The 18217-nt window shown below is 63.5% G+C and carries 14 protein-coding genes; 7 read left to right on the plus strand and 7 right to left on the minus strand.

Annotated elements, in window-relative coordinates:
- The first annotated feature begins 150 nt into the window (after positions 1-150).
- The 4 genes from Thiosp_RS03695 (at position 151) to Thiosp_RS03710 (ending at position 5130) form a co-directional block, all read left to right on the plus strand.
- Positions 151-507, plus strand: coding sequence for an STAS domain-containing protein (locus tag Thiosp_RS03695; protein ID WP_201067249.1), 357 nt, complete (start codon positions 151-153; stop codon positions 505-507).
- 4 nt (positions 508-511) lie between these two features.
- On the plus strand, positions 512-967 hold the full coding sequence (locus Thiosp_RS03700; protein WP_323696824.1) for an ATP-binding protein: 456 nt from the start codon (positions 512-514) through the stop codon (positions 965-967).
- 97 nt (positions 968-1064) lie between these two features.
- The gene (locus Thiosp_RS03705) at positions 1065-1919 is read left to right on the plus strand and encodes a phosphate/phosphite/phosphonate ABC transporter substrate-binding protein (RefSeq protein WP_201067245.1); all 855 of its coding nucleotides are present in this window, start codon (positions 1065-1067) and stop codon (positions 1917-1919) included.
- A gap of 4 nt (positions 1920-1923) precedes the next feature.
- On the plus strand, positions 1924-5130 hold the full coding sequence (locus tag Thiosp_RS03710; RefSeq protein WP_201067243.1) for a PAS domain S-box protein: 3207 nt from the start codon (positions 1924-1926) through the stop codon (positions 5128-5130).
- 409 nt (positions 5131-5539) lie between these two features.
- On the opposite strand, the gene Thiosp_RS03715 is transcribed toward Thiosp_RS03710, so the two are convergent.
- A complete protein-coding gene (locus Thiosp_RS03715; RefSeq protein ID WP_201067241.1) occupies positions 5540-6664 on the minus strand; it encodes a type II CAAX endopeptidase family protein in 1125 nt (374 codons plus the stop codon).
- Between the two features lie 164 nt (positions 6665-6828).
- Between Thiosp_RS03715 and Thiosp_RS03720 the strand changes: the two genes are divergently transcribed.
- The gene (locus Thiosp_RS03720) at positions 6829-8031 is read left to right on the plus strand and encodes an efflux RND transporter periplasmic adaptor subunit (protein ID WP_201067240.1); all 1203 of its coding nucleotides are present in this window, start codon (positions 6829-6831) and stop codon (positions 8029-8031) included.
- Entirely contained in the window at positions 7977-11210 is a 3234-nt protein-coding gene (locus Thiosp_RS03725) for an efflux RND transporter permease subunit (RefSeq protein ID WP_201067239.1), read from the plus strand. Before Thiosp_RS03720 ends, Thiosp_RS03725 begins: the two co-directional genes overlap by 55 nt.
- A gap of 98 nt (positions 11211-11308) precedes the next feature.
- Here the strand turns inward: Thiosp_RS03725 and Thiosp_RS03730 are convergent, their stop codons facing one another.
- From Thiosp_RS03730 to Thiosp_RS03745, 4 genes are all read right to left on the minus strand, one after another.
- On the minus strand, positions 11309-11506 hold the full coding sequence (locus Thiosp_RS03730; RefSeq protein ID WP_201067238.1) for a type II toxin-antitoxin system ParD family antitoxin: 198 nt from the start codon (positions 11504-11506) through the stop codon (positions 11309-11311).
- Positions 11507-11728: 222 nt separating this feature from the next.
- Positions 11729-13420 carry a SulP family inorganic anion transporter gene (locus tag Thiosp_RS03735; protein WP_201067237.1) on the minus strand — a complete coding sequence of 564 codons (1692 nt, stop codon included), beginning with the start codon at positions 13418-13420 and terminating at the stop codon, positions 11729-11731.
- Positions 13421-13584: 164 nt separating this feature from the next.
- On the minus strand, positions 13585-14568 hold the full coding sequence (locus Thiosp_RS03740; RefSeq protein WP_201067236.1) for an aldolase catalytic domain-containing protein: 984 nt from the start codon (positions 14566-14568) through the stop codon (positions 13585-13587).
- 127 nt (positions 14569-14695) lie between these two features.
- On the minus strand, positions 14696-16093 hold the full coding sequence (locus tag Thiosp_RS03745) for a GGDEF domain-containing protein (protein WP_201067233.1): 1398 nt from the start codon (positions 16091-16093) through the stop codon (positions 14696-14698).
- A 395-nt stretch (positions 16094-16488) separates the two neighbouring features.
- Between Thiosp_RS03745 and Thiosp_RS03750 the strand changes: the two genes are divergently transcribed.
- Positions 16489-16959 carry a DsrE family protein gene (locus Thiosp_RS03750; RefSeq protein ID WP_201067273.1) on the plus strand — a complete coding sequence of 157 codons (471 nt, stop codon included), beginning with the start codon at positions 16489-16491 and terminating at the stop codon, positions 16957-16959.
- Positions 16960-16990: 31 nt separating this feature from the next.
- Here the strand turns inward: Thiosp_RS03750 and Thiosp_RS03755 are convergent, their stop codons facing one another.
- Positions 16991-17665, minus strand: a complete 675-nt coding sequence (locus Thiosp_RS03755) for a hypothetical protein (RefSeq protein WP_201067231.1) — start codon at positions 17663-17665, stop codon at positions 16991-16993.
- Between the two features lie 201 nt (positions 17666-17866).
- Entirely contained in the window at positions 17867-18199 is a 333-nt protein-coding gene (locus tag Thiosp_RS03760) for a hypothetical protein (protein ID WP_201067229.1), read from the minus strand.
- Between the last annotated feature and the right edge of the window lie 18 nt (positions 18200-18217).

Here is an 18217-nt window from a genome sequence, read left to right on the forward strand (position 1 = left end):
TCATGGTCACGGCCACCCCGAAGGATGAGGCCTGTCGTTTCACGGTAACGAACGAATCTCGGCAGCCGGGTTTCGGAATCAGAGCTTAGAATCCGAGGTCCATAATCCGGGTTCACGACTTAAGTCTCGCCACAAGAGAATGTCTAACTGATGGACGATCTGCAGCGCAAAGACTATCCACAGGCGCGGGTCATTCGCCTGAACATGGGCCGGCTGACGGCGAGCAGCGCGGCCAAGGTGCTGGCGCGGGTGCGCGCGGCGGGCGAGGGCGCCCCGGCGCTGATCGTCGATCTCAGTGAGGTCGAGTTCATGGACAGCACCGCCATCGGCGAGTTGGTGGTGCTGACCCGTCGGCTGCGCGAGGCCGGCCAGCCCTATTGCCTGGCTGAACTCAGACCGCCGCTGATGAGTCTGGCGCGCCTGATGCGCCTGGAGCGCGCGCTGGCCTTCTGCGACAGCGTCGACACCGCGCTCGCCAGCTTTGCCAAGCCGGCGCCCCAAGGTTGACGGCATGAGCGTTGACGGCATGAGCGCGGCATCGCTTGAGTCTTGCCATGAACTGCGCCTGGAGATCGACAGCCGGCTTGAATGCGTCACGCCCCTTGGCATTTGCCTGCATGCCCTGGCGAAGCAACTCGGCTTCGATGACATGAACGCCTATCAGATTCAAACCTGCTGCGTCGAGGCCATTAACAACGCCATCATCCACGCTTACGCGGGCGAGCCCGGCCACCCGGTGCGCGTGCATTGGCAAACGCAAGGCGATGAGCTGATCATCGAGATCCAGGATCGCGGCCGCGCCATGACCACCCCGCCGCCCGAGCACGAGCCCGCCCCCGATGCCGAGAACGGCCGCGGCTGGTGGATCATGCGCCAATGGATGGATAGCGCCGAGTATCGCGACCGAGGCGAGCTTCATGGCGTCCGGCTGCGCCGCCGCATCGACGGCCTTGGGAATCGCGCCTGAACAGGTTCCACCCGTGACCATGGCGATCACAACGCGCCAGGGTCCCATCTGGGTCGGATATCGGATATTCACCAGCATTTGCTAGCCGCTTACCTCCATGCATGCCAACCTCCACCGTCCGCGCCTGTCCCTTATCGCCCTGATACTCATTGCCCTGTGGTCTTTGTTTGCTGTGCAAGCCTGGGCTGAAGATACCTCACCACTGCGGTTCGGCGTGGTGCCCCAGCAGTCCGCCAGTCGCCTGGCCGCGCTCTGGGTGCCCCTGCTGACTGAGCTGGAGCAGCGCGGCGCACCAGCGCTGGTGTTTCGCACCGCCCCGGATATCCCGACCTTCGAGCGCCGTCTGGCGGCTGGCGAGTACGATCTCGCCTACATGAACCCTTATCACTACACGGTGTTCAGCCAGTCGCCCGGCTACCGTGCCTTCGCCAAGGCGCGTGATCAACGGATTCAGGGGATTCTGGTTACCCGACGCGATAGCGACCTAACGGCCTTGAGCGATCTGGAGGGCGCTGATCTGGCCTTCCCGTCCCCGGCCGCCTTCGCCGCCAGTATTCTGACCCGCGCCAACCTCGCCAGCGCTGGCGTCAGCTTTCAGCCGCACTATGTCTCCTCGCACGACTCTGTCTATCGCGGGGTGGCCAAGGGGCTCTATCCGGCTGGCGGCGGGGTGGTGCGCACCTTTGAATCCGTGGCCCCGGACATTCGCGAGCAACTGCGGATTTTCTGGACCAGCGACGGCTACACCCCGCATGCCTTCGCCGCCCATCCACGTTTGTCGGAAGAGACAACCAGCGCCATTGCCACTGCCATGATCGGACTCTCCGAGGATGAGACCGGACGGGCCCTGCTGGAGCCGCTGCGCCTGCCGGGGCTGGAAGCCGCCGAGGATGCCGACTGGGATGATGTGCGCGCGCTGGATATTCAGCTGCTCGACGATCTGATCGAGTAAGCCCTTGAGCTTTCGGCTCAAAACCATCCTCGGCATCGCGCTCATCGAGAGCGCCCTGCTGCTGGTGCTGGTCCTCAGCACCCTCGGCTTTCTGCATTCCTCCAATCAGGAACAATTGCTGCAACGCTCGCGCACCATGACGCAGTTGTTCGCGGCCACCGCCAAGGACGCGGTGCTGGCCACCGATCTGGCCTCGCTCGATGATCTGGTGGTGGAAATGCTCGATCAGCCCGATGTGCGCTACGCCCGGGTGCGCGGTAATGACGCCATCCTGGCCGAGGCCGGCGATCCGGAGGCGCTGGCGCGACTCTTTCGCGCCGATGCGGATCTGCGCGCGGTCGAGGATGGGATTCTTGATGTCAGCGCGGCGATTTTGGTCGGCGGTCAAGGCTTTGGCCGCGTCGAGCTGGGGCTGGCGACCAGCAATCTGCGCGCGGTGCTGGAGCGCGCGCGGCGCTGGACCATCAGCATCGCGGTGCTGGAGGTGCTGCTGGTGGCGATTTTCTCCTGGGTGCTGGGCACCTGGCTGACCTACCAGCTCAAACAACTGCGCGAAGCCTCCGAGACCATCGCGGAGCAGGGGCCGGGAGTGCAGCTTCCGGTGCGGGGGCGCGATGAGATTGCCACCGCCGCGCGGGCCTTTAATCGCATGTCCGCCCGTCTGGCCGACAGCTATCGCGACCTGACCGCCGCGCTCGATGAGGCGCGCCAGCTTGAGCAACGCGCGGCCCGCAACGAAGCCAAGAATGCCGCCACCCTGTCGGCCTCGCTCGATGCCATTGTCACTGCCGACGCGCACGGGCGCATTGTGGAGTTCAACGACAACGCCGCGCAGCTGTTCGGCTATGCGCCGGCCGAGGTCATTGGCGCCCCCATGGCCGAGATCATCATCCCCGAGCGCATGCGCGCCGCTCACCAGCGCGGCATGGACAGGTACCTGAGCACTGGCGCGGGTCGGGTGCTCAACCGCCGGCTGCAACTGCCGGCACGGCATCGCGATGGCCATGAGTTCACCGTGGAGCTGAACATCTCGCCCATCCAGACCGGGGACAGCACCCTGTTCACCAGCTTTATGCGCGACATCAGCGCCGAACAGGCGGCCGAGCGCGAGCTGCGCCTCGCCGCCCAGGTGCTGGAAGCCAATGAAGGCATCATGATCACCGATGTGAAGGGGCGCATTGTGCGCGTCAATCGCGCCTTCACCCGCATCACCGGCTACAGCGCCGAGGAAGCCCTGGGCCAGAATCCGCGCATGCTCGCCTCCGGTCGTCAGGATCGCGCCTTCTACACGGCTATGTGGCGCACCATCCGCGAGCAGGGACAATGGCGCGGCGAGATCGAGAACCGGCGCAAGGACGGCGGCATTTATCCCGAGCTGCTGAGCATCACGGCGGTGCGCGACGAGCAGGATCAGACCACTCACTATGTGGCGCACTTCTTCGACATCAGTGAGCGCAAGCAGACCGAGGAGCGGCTGCGCAAGGCGCGCGAGCAGGCCGAAGCCGCCAATGTGGCGAAAAGCCGGTTCCTGGCCACCATGAGCCACGAAATCCGCACCCCGCTCAATGCCATCATCGGCATGAATCAATTGTTGCTTGAATCAGGCCTGAGCGCGGAACAGGCTCCCTTCGCGCGCTCGGCGGTCGATGGCGGACAGCTGTTGCTGGCCTTGCTCAACAATGTGCTGGATTTTTCCAAGATCGAGGCCGGGCGCCTGACGCTGGAGCCGGAGTGGTTCGACCCACTTGCGACTGTCGAATCCGTCGTCGAGCTCTTCCGCAACGAAGCCGTCAGCCGGGGCGTCCAGTTGGCGATGCGCGCGGGTCCCGACATTCCTGCGCGCTGTTTCGGTGACCGTCTGCGCATCCAGCAGATTCTGACCAATCTGCTCGGCAACGCGGTCAAGTTTACCGAGCAGGGTGGTATCCGCGTCACGCTCGATTATCATCAGCCGACAGGCGCGACTGCGGACGCAGGTGCAGGCGCGGATGCGAGCCCAGGGGGACGTTTGTACCTGGCTGTGCGCGACAGTGGCATCGGGCTGTCCCAGGCCGACCAGACTCGGCTGTTCGGTGAGTTCGTGCAGGCCGAGGACGGCGCCACCCGCCGCTATGGCGGCACTGGCCTGGGCCTGGCCATCAGCCAGAAACTCGCCCAACTGATGGGCGGGCAGATCCGCTGCGAGAGCGCGCCGGGTGTCGGCAGCACCTTCCGCGTCGAGCTGCCCATGGCGGCGAGCTTTGAGCAGCCCGCGGGCGCCGATCCGGGTGTGCCGACGGGGACAACTGGACCAACTTGCCCAAGTGGGCCGAATGCCTCGCTGTCCGCGAGGATGGCCCCCGGAATCGCCCCCGGAACCGCAAAAATCCTGTTGGTCGAGGACAATCCGCTCAATGTCGAGGTGACCCGCGCCGCGCTGCAACAATCGCAACATCAGGTCACCGTGGTGGGCAGCGGGCTCGATGCGCTGACCCAGGTCGAGCAAGACAGGTTCGACCTGATCCTGATGGACATCTCCATGCCCGGCATGGACGGACTCGAAGCCACTCGGCGCATTCGCGCCGGCCAGTCAGCCAATCGCGCTACTCCGATCATCGCCATGACCGCCAATGCCTTCGCCGAGGATCGCGAGCGTTGCGCACAGGCTGGCATGGACGATTTTCTCTCCAAACCAATCGACATTGGCAGGCTGCGCCAGCTCGCGAGTCAATGGCTAAGCCAATCAAAAACCATGCAAGACATGCCGCCAGACGCATCGTCAACGCCAGTCCAGCGTGCAGCTACAGATGCCCCTGAGCCGATGTCGAACGCCGAGTCCGCAAACACCGCCAGGTCCGATCAGCTGACCGAAGCCGCGCAGCGCCCAATCTTGGAACAAGAGACGCTCACCCAGCTCGCCGCGGATACCACCGCCGAGTTGCCGCGCAAGCTGGTGGACATGTTCCTGGGCGAAATCACCCAACGCGTCGAGGAACTAAACGCGCTGCGGGCCGCCGGCGACCTGGCCGCGCTCGGCGCTGCCGCGCATCGCATGAAAGGCAGCGCCGGCACCCTGGGCGCCGCCCGCCTGCATCAGACTGTGTTGCTTCTTGAGAAGGCCGGCAAGAGCGCGGACGCAGATCAGGCCGATCAGATCCTGGCCGCTTTGCAACCGACTGCCGCGGAAACAGCGCAAGCGCTATCCGAGTGGTTGTCCTCGGAGCGCGGGTGAGCATGTTGCAATTCCGTGTGGGCCGCTCTTGAGTTTCCGCGCTGGAAAGAAGGCGGCTGACCGGCAAAAATCCGTTCGGCCGTTGGAAGTGACTGAGTCTGCGCTTACTTGAACACGCGAATTGTCGTGTTGGCCTCTATCGATAAATGCAGGCAGCCAGCTTTCAGGCGGAGCAATACAAAAACCAAATCCTGACGCTGCAGTAGCCGCAAATCTGTCGAGGCTGCTCCCAAAATGGTCCACGAACAACTGTCACGCAAAGTGAGCCGAGACCTTTACGCCCGGTTTCGCTCAGGAACGGCCGCTCAGCCTTCACACTTTGGCAAGAGAAAACACATTATTCAGCAGATATTGGATCCAACAACTGGTCTTAGCCAGGCCAATGCGATGAGCTTCATTGCGCACTCTCTCAGCGATTGTCGAAGCCGACGAAGAGCCCGAGGACGAAGGTGGCATAGAATCCGATGATCATATGCGAGATGGTCGGGCTGACGACGGTGCCTGAGCGCTGGAACAACCAGCCCCAGAAGATGGACGGGACTATGACCATGGCCGCAACCGCCGGACTCAGATGCGCGTGGAGCACTGCGAACAGCAGCGTTGTCACCAGGTTGGCGACCCAGACCGGAGAGGGGACCACGCCATCGAGAAAGCGTTGTAGCGGTGCCTGAATGGCGCTGCGGGTGCCAATTTCCTGAATCGGTGTGGTCACGATAAAGAAGGCAATGCCTGTGGCATAGAGCATGGCGCTGGTGACGACCTCGCCATTGTCGAGCACCCAGAACTCGAACAAGGCCCGCTCGTCGGGCGAGATGCCCATGATGGGGCGCAGATAGACCCATTTTGCCACGGCCAAAACGGCACAGAACACCAGCGACCAGCCGATGGATTCCGCCAGGTCGCGCCGGGAGATGCGCCAGGTCAGACCGAGCTGCTTGCCGGGTAGTTTGGTCCAGCGCTTAATGCCTAAGGCGGTGAACATGAGCGCCGCCAGGCCCACCAGGGGTCCAATATCGGTACCACCGGCCAGGGCGAATTTCTGAATCGGCTCGAGCAGCAGGGTAAAAACGCTGAAAATGGCCAGCACCGCGACGATGAAGCGTCCGGCCGCCGAGCGCAGCTGTTCCTGCTCAAGGCGGTCGCGCAGTCGCAGCACCCGCTCGCTGATATCGGCGATCACGGCCACCACGCCCTCAATCTGGTCGTCGTCACTGGATACCAGCAGGTTGGTGCGCACGGTCACGAACTTCTCCACGCCGCCCGGCTTAAGCGTCAGCTCGATGGTTTGCGGCTTGCCGGGGTTATAGATGGCCTCGAGCATGCAGTCATTGAAGGTATCCAGCCCATCGTGACTGAGAAAGGTGTCGGCAAAGGTCTTCCCAACCGCGCCCCGGGCGGTCACGCCCAGCAGGGATTCGGCCACCGGGTTGATCATCAGGATGCGACCTTTGGGGGTCAGGGCGATGACGCCATCCTTGATGCTGTCGAGAACATCCCGCGCCATGGTGGGCGGGAGAGATAAGGACTCATGCATACTGGGGTAAGGTCTGAAACAAAGAATCTGAGGAAGAAGATTTGAAGACCATGCGGTCTTGGCGCATGATCGCCGGATGGCGAATTATCCCACCATGCCAAATGTGCGTGCCACCAAATAAAGCCGGCAGCGGGCGCCAAGACGGTCTCGGTTTCAACCTCTGGATGTCGGCTCGTCAAACCCTTGTCGGTCTATCCATTCAGTGGTCTTGCGGCCTGTTGCTTGCCGCCCTGGTGTCCGCGCCAGTCGCGGCCGCATCGGCGCCAAGCGCGCAACCCGGCAGCCAGCCTGGCCTGCTCGTCGATGTGGTACCCGTCGAGCCACGCACCCGTGTCGAGCTGAAGCAGATTTTTGTCGGCCGGGTGGAGGCGCGTCAGCGCTCCGAGTTGGGTTTCGAGCGCGGTGGCCGTTTGACGAAACTTTTGGTTCGCGAGGGAGACCAGGTCGCGGCCGGTGATTCCCTGGCGCGCTTGGATAAATCTTTGTTACTCGCCGCGCGTGCCGAACGGCTGGCGGAATTGGCCAATGCCAAGGCCGAACTGGCGCTGGCCGAAGCCACCGCCCGGCGCTACCAGGCTTCCGTCGCCGATGGCGCGGTGACGCATCAGGCCTTGGACGAGGCGCGCGAAGGGGCCACGGCCGCCGCCGCGCGCGTGCAGCTCGCGCAGGCACGCATCGACGCGCTCGATCTGGATGTGACCAAGACCGAGCTGCGCGCGCCTTTTGCCGGTACCATCATCGCGCGCCTGGCCGATACCGGTCGCGTGGTCGCTGCCGGCAGCCCCATTGTGGTGCTTCAGGAGGACAGCGCGCCCGAGATTCGCATCGCGGTTGCCGGCGCGCTGGCCGACCAATTGGTTCCCGACGCGCATTACCCGTTGCAGGTGGGTGATCAGGTTTTTACGGTCCGTCTGCGCGCGCTGCTGCCGGTGCGCTCGGCACTCAGCCTGACGGTTGATGCACTCTTCGAACCGACGGAGGAAGGCACGGCCCCAAGGCCCGGCACCCCGGTGGAACTGCATCTGACCAAGCAGGTTGCGGAGGACGGCTTCTGGCTGCCCTTGGCGGCGCTCAGCGCAGGTGATCGCGGTCTGTGGCGCGCCTTGATGGCTGCGCCGTTGGATGACGCCGCGCTGGACGCCGGTCGTCCTGAGCGTGCCACCCTGGTGGCCCGCCCACTGCAAATGCTACATCTCGGTTCGGCGTGCGCCTTTGTGCGGGGTGCCCTGGGTCGCGGCGACTGGGTGCTGGCCGGCGGTGCGCAGCGGGTGGTGCCGGGTCAGTCGGTGCGCACGCGCGCGGTACCGGATCCTTGCGCGCCCCCGCTCGCGACAACGGCGGACACTGGCGCCGCCCCGCGGCCATGACACCGGCGGTCGCGCTGCTGCGCAACCGCCACCTGCTGATTCTGGCGATCCTGCTGCTCGCGCTCGCGGGACTGTCGGCGTGGAGCAGTCTGCCGCGCATCGAGGATCCGCGCATCGTCAGCCGCTATGCCTTTGTGGTCACGCCCTACCCTGGGGCGAGCGCGGCGCGGGTGGAGGCCTTGGTCACCAAGCCGCTCGAGGACGCAATCCGCGAGGTAGCGGAAGTCAAGGTGATCGATTCGACCTCCAGCGGCGACCTCTCGGCCATCGGCGTCGAGCTCGACGATGCCGTCACCGCCGCCGACAACGAGCGTGTGTTTTCCGAACTACGCGACAAGCTCGCCGCAGCCGCCGCCACGCTGCCTGCGGGCGCGGGGCCGCCGCTACTGGACTCCGAGCGCGGTGCGGTGGCCTTCTCGCTGGTGGTCGCGCTCGCCTGGACGGGAGCGGACGCCAACGCGGCGCACGCCACTCCCGCCCCATTGGGTCTGCTCACGCGTCTCGCCGAGGCGTTGGCGGATGATCTGCGCGCGCTGCCCGGTACCGAACGGGTGGTGCGCTTCGGCGCCGCCGAGGAGGAAATCCGCGTCGAAGTGCAAGCGGCAGACCTGGCGGCCGCTGGACTCACCCTGGAACAACTCGCCGCGCGCCTGTCCGCGGCCGATGCCAAAGCCCCGGCCGGTGCGGTCTATGGCGACGGCGCTCGCTTGCGACTCAGTGTCGCGGGTGAGCTCGACAGCGTGCAGCGCATCAGCACCGTGCCCGTGCTCGCGGCCGATGGGCGGCTCTTGCAGCTCGGTGATGTCGCCAAGGTGCACAAGACCTGGCGCGAGCCGCCGATCGCGATGGCCGCCGCCGACGGTCAGCGCGCCATCTTGCTCGGGGTGCGCACGCGCGCGGCGCTGGATCTGCACGCCTGGTCGGAGGCCGCTCGCGCGCGCGTCGCGGCCTTCGCCGCCACCCTGGATGCCAGTCCGGCGGACGGCGACCTGAGCGTGCAGGTGCTGTTCGAACAGAATCGCTACACCAGCGCGCGCCTGGCCGAACTGGGCGGCAACCTGCTGGCCGGCGCCCTGGTGGTGATGGCCGTGGTGTGGCTCAGCATGGGCTGGCGTCCGGCGCTGATTGTCGGCACCGCCTTGCCGCTGTCGGCCGCCGTCACTCTGCTGGGACTTGATCTGGTGGGTCAGCAAATTCACCAGATCACCATCTTCGGCATGATCATCGCGATCGGCTTGTTGATCGACAACGCCATCGTGGTGACGGATGAGGTGCGCAAGCAGCGTGCTCGTGGACTGACGCCGGATGCCGCCGTGGCCGCTGGGATCCGGCATCTGTTTGGCCCGCTTGCGGCCTCCACCTTTACCACGGCACTGGGATTCATGCCAATTCTGTTGCTGCCGGGCAATGTCGGGGATTTTGTCGGCCCCATCGCCACGGCGGTGATTCTCGCCTTGGGCGCCTCCTTTTTGATCAGCATGAGCCTCATCCCGGCATTGGCTGGCCTGTCGGGGCCGTCAAGCACGGCCGGCCAGGCCGCGCGCTGGTGGCGGGATGGCCTCAGCCATCCGGGGCTGGCCGCCGCCTACCGCGCCCTGCTGACCGCACTGCTGCGCCGCCCGCTGCTGGCCGCGCTGGCCTGCCTGCCGCTGCCGCTCGCAGGCATCCTGGCCGTGGGTCAGATGGGGTTGCAGTTCTTCCCGCCGGCGGATCGCGACCAATTCGAAGTGCAAATCTGGAATGCTCCGAGTGCTTCCATCGCCGACACAGCCGCCGCGATGGCGGCCGCCGAGACCGCGATTCGCGACGCTGGTGCCGTGCGCCAGTTGTTCTGGGTGGCCGGGGCCAGCTCGCCGCCGGTGTATTACAACCAGCTGCGTCTCGAGGACAACAATCCCGCCTATGCGCGCGCCACGGTGACCGCTACCTCGGTGGCGGAGGCGCGTCGCCTGGTCGCGGTGCTACAACAGGAGCTGCCGGAGCGGTTTCCAACCCTGCGCCTTGTCGTGCGTGCCTTCGGTCAAGGGCCACCCATTGCCGCGCCCATCGCCTTGCGGCTGCTGGGGCCGGATAGCGATGAGCTGAGACGCCTCGGCGAGGAGGTGCGCGCGCTCATCCATCGCCTGCCCGAGGTGACCGAGAGTCGCGCCAGCATCGGCGACGCCCGTCCACGGCTGACGTTGCATGCCAATGAGCAACAGGCGCGTCTCCTGGGCATCAGCCTGAACGAGATCGCCAGCCAGTTTCGCGCCGCGCTGGACGGCGTTGAAGGTGGCCAGGTCCTCGAAGACGTGCAAAGCTTGCCGGTGCGGGTGCGCTGGGCGGGACCGGAGCGCGCCGATCTGGCGCGGCTCGCGACCCTGCCGCTGATTCCTACAGAGGCCAACCGCGCCCAAAGCGATGCCACTGGCGATCCCATGGGCGGCGTTTGGATCCCTGCAGCAGCGCTGGGCCCGCTCAGCCTGGAGCCCGAAATCGCTTCCATCACTCGCCGAGACGGCGAGCGCGTCAACATCATTGAGGCCTGGCTGCGGGCAGACAGTTTGCCGATCGAAGTGACCGCACGCTTGCGCCAACAGATCGCCGATGCCGGATTCGCGCTACCGAGCGGCTATCGCCTGGAATTTGCCGGCGACAGCGAAGAGCAAGGCGAGGCCATCGGACTGTTGCTCGCCTATGCGCCACTGCTGGGCGCCCTGATGCTCGCTACCCTGGTGCTGGCGTTTCGCAGTTTCAGCCTGGCCGCGCTCATTGCACTGGTGGGCCTGCTCTCGGTGGCGCTGGGCATGCTTGCGCTCTGGCTGAGCGGCTGGCCACTGGGGTTTAACCCGGTGCTGGGCAGCGCCGGGTTGATCGGGGTCGCCATCAACGACAGTATTGTGGTGTTGGCGGCGATTCGCGCCCATCCTGCTGCAGCCGCAGGCGACATTCCAGCGATGGTCGATGCCATCAACGGTGCCACGCGACACATCATCTCCACCACCCTGACCACGGTGGGCGGGTTTCTGCCGCTGATTCTGTTCTCCGGTGGCGCCTTCTGGCCGCCACTGGCCATTGTGATCGCCGGCGGTGTCGGCCTATCCTTGCCACTCGGGCTGATTTTCGCACCCGCCGTTTATCGCTTGCTGGTGCGCACCGGCTGGGTGCGCCATTCGCAAGTGAGTCAACAGGGGATTTGAGTTAGCGTCCTGCATTGCCCTTGTCTCGATCTCGTTTTTTGGTTCCGACTGGGTGTCTAGGTCGCTAGCCGCTCTAGGAGTGACCCGAAAAGAACCGCTCATGCCTCCCGATCGGATTCCACGAGGAGAGCATCGATTGAATAATCAGCAACGAACTGGCCACGCAGAGCTTGTTCTTCACCCTCAGCCAGATGTGCCCGGAGAGCGGCCATCTTGCTGTTGCGTTCCTCCAAGTGCCTCAACGCGTCGCGCACGACCTCACTGGCCGAGCCATCAAGGCCGAGGTTGAGCCCCATGCAGCCTAGACGTCCAGAATCGGCGAGGCGGTGGCGCGCAGACTGGTGTCGATCGTTCGGCATTCTTCAAGCTGAGAATTGACCAGGAATATCGCCATTGGTCAGAAGGCTGGTCTGGCAGTGCAATGGGAGACAACAAAAAATGGGCAACTTGCCGACAGCTAGGCAGCATTTCGATTGTTATTGTCGAGCGGGGCTGGCCCGCTCCAACGGGCTAGTCGATTAACCTCCCGCCGCGAGAGGCGCCGGACGCTGGCCGGCGCGGTCGGCGATGGCGGTTTTCAGCGCATCGGGGCGGCTGCCGATCCAGTTCTCTGCCGGCACCAGTTTCAGCAGGCCGAGGCTCTCGAGGCGTTTGCGCGTGGCGGGCTGGGCGCCGGCAAAATACACCCGGCAGCCGTGGTGACTGGCCTCGATCACCGTGGTCTCGATCGCCATGGAGCTGGTCACGCCCATGTGCGGGACATCGGTGAGATCGACGATCAGGCTGCGCGCGTGGGCAATGTCGGTCTGCTGCCGGGTAATGGCCTTGGCGGCGCCAAAAATCAGCGGGCCGCTCAGGCACAGCAGTGCAATGCCATTGTCAGGATCGCCGATGATTTTCTTCTCCTCGTTGGTTGCCTTGGGGCAGTCCATGTCCGCCGCGTTGGCGCCGCCGCCGAACAGGCGCACCCCTTCTGATTGGAGGTCAGCCAGGCGGCGAATGGTGAGGATGTTGGCGACGAACAACCCGATGCCCACGGCGGTGATGAGGTCGACAAAGACTGTCAGCGCGATCACACCGTACATGATGAGTGCACCGCGTAAGGAGACCCGATGCGCACGGCGCAGAAAGTCCCAGTCGATGATGTCGAGCCCGACCTTAATGGCGATGCCTGCCAGCACCGCAAGCGGAATGATTGAGACCAGGCCTGTGGCCCAGAGCACGACCACGGCGAGAATGACGGCGCGCGTCAGGCCGGAGAGGGCTGTGCGCGCCCCGGTCTGAATATTGACTACTGTGCCCATGGTTGCGCCCGCACCCGGCAGACCGCCGAACAGGCCCGAGGCCATGTTGCCGATCCCCTGGCCAATGAGTTCTTTGTCAGAGTCGTGATGGGTGCGGGTCAGGCTGTCGGCGATGACGGAGGTGAGCAGCGCGTCGATGGAGCCCAGCATGGCCAGGACCAGCGCGTCGACCAGCATGCTTTGCCACAGGTCCGCTGTCAGAGTGGGCAGATGCAGCGAAGGGACTCCGGAGGGGATGGCGCCGATTTCACGGTAATCACCGCTGCCGATCACCAGTACGGCGATTAGCGTGCCGGCCACCAGCGCGAGCAACTGCGGCGGCAGCAGGCGGCGCAGGCGCTTGGGCATGAGCAAAAGAACCGCGAGCGAAATGCCGCCAAGCAGCAGTTCATCGGGCCGCAAGGTGGCGGCGAGTTCCGGTAATGCCTGCAAGGAGCCGAGTACGCCGCCGGACGGCGTCGGATGGCCGAGCAGGACGGGTAATTGCAAAATAATCAGAATGAAGCCAATGCCCGACATGAAGCCAGAAATCACCGTGTAGGGCATCATGGTGACATAGCGCCCGAGCTTCAGGATGCCGAACAGGATCTGAAACAGTCCGGCGAGCATCACGGTGGTGAAGGCGATGGCCATGCCGCCTTCCGGGTTCGCGGCCATGATGCTGGTGATGACCGCTGTGATCACCACGGTCATGGGGCCGGTGGGCTCGGAGATCAGGGTTGGGGTGCCGCCAAACAGCGCCGCGAACAGCCCCACCAGCACGGCGCCATAAAGACCTGCCTCGGCGCCGGCACCAGAGGCCACGCCAAAGGCCAGGGCCATTGGCAGGGCGACCACGGCAGCGGTGACGCCGCCGAAGAGGTCGCCGCGCAGATTATTGAAGCGAATGGTGTTGAATACGCGCATGGCGAGTTCCTTGTCCTGACCTTAATCTTGGCTATCAGCCCGGCGAAACCCGCTAAGTATGGCGACTTCGGTCGTTCCTGAATAATCGCTGGTGACAATACCCTGGATCAGCGATTGATGATGGGTCGCACGCGCCGCCGTTCCCGGCGGCGTGGGGATGATTATCAGATCTCGGCGACGACCTTGTCGTAGAAGGCCAGAAAATCGTCCGGGGTCTTGCCCTCGCGCCATTCGATCGCCGCGCGCGGGTGCTGGTTGAGCTGCCCGGTGATGTTATAGGGCACCAGCGGTCCCCACTCGATCTGCTCGCGCAGCGGGATGACGTGATGCTGGATCACCTCGATAATCGGGCGCACGTCGAACTTGGGGTTGCGCAGAAAGCCCAGCAGCAGCTCGGTATGGCAGTTGCCGGCGCCGCGGCCCATGCCGAAGATGGTCGCGTCGACGCGGTTGCAGCCAAGGATGATGGCCTCGATGGTGTTGGCAAAGGCGAGCTGCAGATTGTTATGGGCGTGAATGCCGATGTCCTTGCCGGTTTCCGCCATGGCCGCGGAGTATTTGCGATAGAGCCGATCGATCTGCTCGCGATACAGGTAGCCGAAGCTGTCGACGATGACCATGGTCGAGGCGGTCGTGGGGGCGACGGCCTCAAGGACGGTGTCGATTTCCTCCTCGGTGATGTTGGACACTGCCATCAGATTGGCCGTGGTCTCATAGCCCAGCTCATGGGCGTGGGCGATCATCTCCACCGCCTCAGAGACCTGATGGGCGTAGAAGGCGACCCGGATCACATCCAGCACGCTGTCGGGGGCTGGTAGCAGCTCGGTTTCCCAGTCGCTCTTGCCGGCGTCAGCCATGGCGGCGAGCTTCATGCCGGTGCTGGCGCCGTCATGGTCGCCCACCACGCGGCGCATATCCTCCTCGTCACAGTGGCGCCAGGGGCCGAACTGCTTCTTCGGGAAAGTCTTTTTCGAGTTTTTGTAACCGATCTCCATGTAGTCGAGCCCGGCTGCCAGGCAGGCCTGGTAGGCGGCTTTCACGAAGTCATCGGAAAACTGGTGTGCATTGATCAAGCCCCCATCGCGCACGGTGCAGTCGAGTACCTTGAGTTCGGGGCGATAGGTGATCCAGGGGGCTTTTTCGGACATCGGGGCTTCTCCAGACACAAAATTGGGCAGGCAAAGACAGGCCAAGCCGCGATCCGCGCCAGTCCGGGCGAATATTTTGGGCCCATATTCCGGGCGCGGTGCAGAGCGGCGCGGGCGGGGTGTCTGCTTAGTCTAGCCCAGATGCCGGGCGGGAATCCAAACGGCACTGCTGAACCCGATTGCGCCCGGCCTGTTTGGCTTGATAGAGCGCGCTGTCCGCCGCGGCGATTAGCTCGTCAGGGGAATCGGCATCCTGCGCCGGGAAGCAGGCGAGCCCGATGCTGATGGTGACCTGCAGGCGCAGCTTTGCCGTCTCGACGACCTGATCAGCTACCGCCTCGCAAATGCGCTCGGCCAGCGCACGGGCCGCCTTGCCGTCGGCGCCCGGCAACAGAATCAGAAACTCCTCACCGCCATAACGCAGCACGATATCGCCCTGGCGCGACAAGCGTTTGAGCGTTTGCGAAACCTCCACCAGCACGCGGTCCCCGATCAGGTGTCCGTGATCGTCGTTGACGGCCTTGAAGTGGTCGATGTCCAGCATCAGCAGGCTAAGATCGCTGTCGCTGCGGTTGGCGCGTTGGAATTCCTCGTGCAGCCGTGCCATGCCGAAACGGCGGTTATACAGGCCGGTCAGCGGGTCGATGACCACCAGATGCTGCAAATGATGGTGTGCCTGGGCATTGTTCAGCGCGAGCGCGAAGCTCTGCTGAAAGAGCGTCATCATGCGCCGCGCATGTTGGCTGAACTCATGCGCGCGCGCGAGCAAGAACAGCCCCAGTGCCACCCCTTTGAAGGCGAGGGGAATCAACACCAACTGGCGCGGGCGAAAGCGGGTCAGCACCGCGTCGATGGCGACATCGTCCGGTAGGGTGACGGTCACCGCGTGGTTGGCCGCCAGGCAATGGCGCACCGGCTCGCTGGCGGATGGATCGGTGAGGCCGTGAATGCCGCGCTGCGCGGTCAGTGTCAGTTCGCCTGCCTGCTCGACGATGACCGCGCCGGCATCGGCCTGGGTGTGCTCGATCAGCCGATCGAGGGCCTCTTCCGACATGGGCTCGAGTTCCAGCTTGCCGGTTAGGCGATGGACGAACTCGTTCACCGCAGCCTCGACCGCGTGCGAGAGCAGGAGCGCGTCGACTAGGTCGTTGAAAGAGCGTGCGATTTCTCCGATCTCGTCAGCCGAGTCGATGGTGAGCTGGCATTTCTCGGGGGTGCATTGCTGCCAGTTGTTGGTGTCGGTGGCACGGCGGATGGCGGCCTCGACCTTGCGGGTTTGTTTTGAAAGCCGCCGCAATCGCGGTGCCACCACCCAGCGTGCGACCAGGAAATTGGCCAGGGCCACCATCAGACCCGCGGTCAGGCAGGCCAGCCGGAACCGCAATGAATAGACCTCTTCGGCTGGAAAGCCAAGCCAATGCATGATGAAGGGAAACAGCAGACCGATCGCCAAGCCGAGACCGGTCATCCATGCGACCATGTCGTAGCAAAGCTTCCGCGTCAGCTTTGGTAGCACCATACTCATCAGCCCCGCCTCCTTTGTTAGCGACGCTGTTGCCGCGTCCTTATCTCATCATGTCGGTTGTACTTTGCTACAGCTTGTGATGTTGTTCCGTACAGTGAACACGCTGCCATCGCTGCGGACTATAGCATCGAAATGAGTTCCACTAAAGTGTGCAGGGGAAAGAAAACGGCAAATCAGTCATCGATAAGTATCTCATCAATAAAGCAAATTAGAACATAAGAAAAGACTGATTCATTAATCCGCTGTGATCTTGAAAAATAGCCGGAAGCCGCAACTGTCCTGTCGCTGTCACTGTTTTCACTAGACCCTGATGAGGTATTGCTTTGCGCAATTGCCTGATAACAGTGCAAGCGTCAAATCAACAAGACATCATGAACACCAAAGGAGAACGGCCCATGTTTACTCGGCGGCTTTTTTTAACCCTGCTTTTCAGTATGCTTGCGAGCGGTATCGCGCATTCAGAGACCGCCTATGAGCCGCAAAAAGTGGTCTATCACGTCAACTACTACGACCCTCAGCTACAGACAGCGGCGCTGCGCAACATTCAAAATCACATCAACGCTGTTGGAGCCGACAAACTTGAGGCCAAAGTCGTCATGCACGGCGATGGCGTATCCCTGGTGCTGGACCCTGACTATCTGGAGGACACGAAGATGAAATCGGCCAGTGCCGATGCGAATATGCAAGCGCGAATCGCTGGGTTAAAGTCCCAGGGAGTAGTCTTTGAAGTGTGCGCAAACACCTTGAATGGGCGCGATATTCCACGGGATGCGCTCTATGATGTGTCCGACTCCGACATCGTGCCGAGTGGCGTCGCCGAGCTTGGGCGGCTTCAGCAGCAAGGATTTGCTTACATCAAGCCTTGAAGGCAGGCACAGAGCGCGTCTGGATCGGCAGCTACGCCAGCGGACCGACCCACACCCCCAGCACCAGTATCAGGCTGGAGGTGACAGTGATCAGGATATTGTCGTCAATCGGTCCGAACTCGTAGCGTTCCACGATAGTCGCGACAACGGCCGAGAGCATCCCCCACAATGGAATTGCCGGTTGGGCATGGAGGCCCACCACATAGCCGATCGGCACGCACAGCAGCAGCATGAAGACATTGCCCACCGGGCTCTTTGAGCGATGGCGGATCAGCGCATTGCGTGCGATGCCCGTCACCCCGTCGCCAAAAGCCATATAGAGCGCCGGCAGAATGGCCAGCGAGGGCTCATTCAGTAGCCACCAGAGCGCGGAGACCGACAGCGCCCACATGAGCGCGAACTTGACGTCGTTTTGGTTCTCCTGTGTCTGGAACCAATAAAACCGCCAGCCGCTGAGGTGTGCGGCCCAGGTCAGCGCGGTCAGGAGTAACCCTGCAACCAAGGGTACCCAGGGACTGGTGAAAACCAGCGGCACCGCCAGCGACCCAACCCCGCCGGCGGCCATGTGCACGATCTTGCGGTTGTAGTAGACCGCCCGAATCGGCTCCATGCCGCGCGCGACCATCCAGCGATAGGGCAGGATGGTGAGGAACAAAACGCCCAGCACATAGAGGCTGAGCAGCAGCGCCCAGAGGAATTGGGACATATAAAGCCGCCTTGCGAGGAGAGAGGGTCGGTTGAGAGTGAAATCTCGTTGTGGCCGATGTCTGACATGAAGAGCCCCGCGTCTGATCCGCGGGCCCCGATACCCTGGGAAGTCCGCAGGGTTTCAGGAAGCGTGCCCGAGGAAACGCGGGGCTCGAGTGCGGGCTAAAGCGCCTCGGCGAGGCGCTTAGGTCGCGGGGGATTAGTCCTTCGACGATGATTGGGCCGGTGCGCTTTGGTACGGATAATACCCGGAGTATGGATAGGCATATCCGCCATAAGGATAACCGTAGTACGGGGTGTAACCGCCATAGTAAGGCGCATAGCCGCCATAGTACGGATAGTAACTGCCGTAATAGGGATAATAGCCACCATACCAGGGGTTACCGCCCCAGGGGCCGCCGTTCCATGGCCCGCCGCCCGACCAGGGCCACCAGAACGCCTGTGCTGGCATACTGGCGAGCACGCCAGCGCCGGCGATCAGGGCTGCCGCGAAACCGAGCTTAAGTCTATTGGGCTTGGGTGTTTTGGTCATAACTTAACCCTCAACAGT

Source organism: Thiorhodovibrio litoralis (assembly GCF_033954455.1).
Lineage (GTDB): Bacteria > Pseudomonadota > Gammaproteobacteria > Chromatiales > Chromatiaceae > Thiorhodovibrio > Thiorhodovibrio litoralis.

Coding starts and splice junctions, on each gene's coding strand:
- Thiosp_RS03760 (WP_201067229.1), bottom strand. CDS start 18,199: ATGACCAAAACACCCAAGCCCAATAGACTTAAGCTCGGTTTCGCGGCA.
- Thiosp_RS03740 (WP_201067236.1), bottom strand. CDS start 14,568: ATGTCCGAAAAAGCCCCCTGGATCACCTATCGCCCCGAACTCAAGGTA.
- Thiosp_RS03715 (WP_201067241.1), bottom strand. CDS start 6,664: ATGCATGAGTCCTTATCTCTCCCGCCCACCATGGCGCGGGATGTTCTC.
- Thiosp_RS03730 (WP_201067238.1), bottom strand. CDS start 11,506: ATGGGGCTCAACCTCGGCCTTGATGGCTCGGCCAGTGAGGTCGTGCGC.
- Thiosp_RS03750 (WP_201067273.1), top strand. CDS start 16,489: ATGTTTACTCGGCGGCTTTTTTTAACCCTGCTTTTCAGTATGCTTGCG.
- Thiosp_RS03755 (WP_201067231.1), bottom strand. CDS start 17,665: ATGTCCCAATTCCTCTGGGCGCTGCTGCTCAGCCTCTATGTGCTGGGC.
- Thiosp_RS03720 (WP_201067240.1), top strand. CDS start 6,829: ATGTCGGCTCGTCAAACCCTTGTCGGTCTATCCATTCAGTGGTCTTGC.
- Thiosp_RS03700 (WP_323696824.1), top strand. CDS start 512: ATGAGCGTTGACGGCATGAGCGCGGCATCGCTTGAGTCTTGCCATGAA.
- Thiosp_RS03735 (WP_201067237.1), bottom strand. CDS start 13,420: ATGCGCGTATTCAACACCATTCGCTTCAATAATCTGCGCGGCGACCTC.
- Thiosp_RS03745 (WP_201067233.1), bottom strand. CDS start 16,093: ATGAGTATGGTGCTACCAAAGCTGACGCGGAAGCTTTGCTACGACATG.
- Thiosp_RS03705 (WP_201067245.1), top strand. CDS start 1,065: ATGCATGCCAACCTCCACCGTCCGCGCCTGTCCCTTATCGCCCTGATA.
- Thiosp_RS03695 (WP_201067249.1), top strand. CDS start 151: ATGGACGATCTGCAGCGCAAAGACTATCCACAGGCGCGGGTCATTCGC.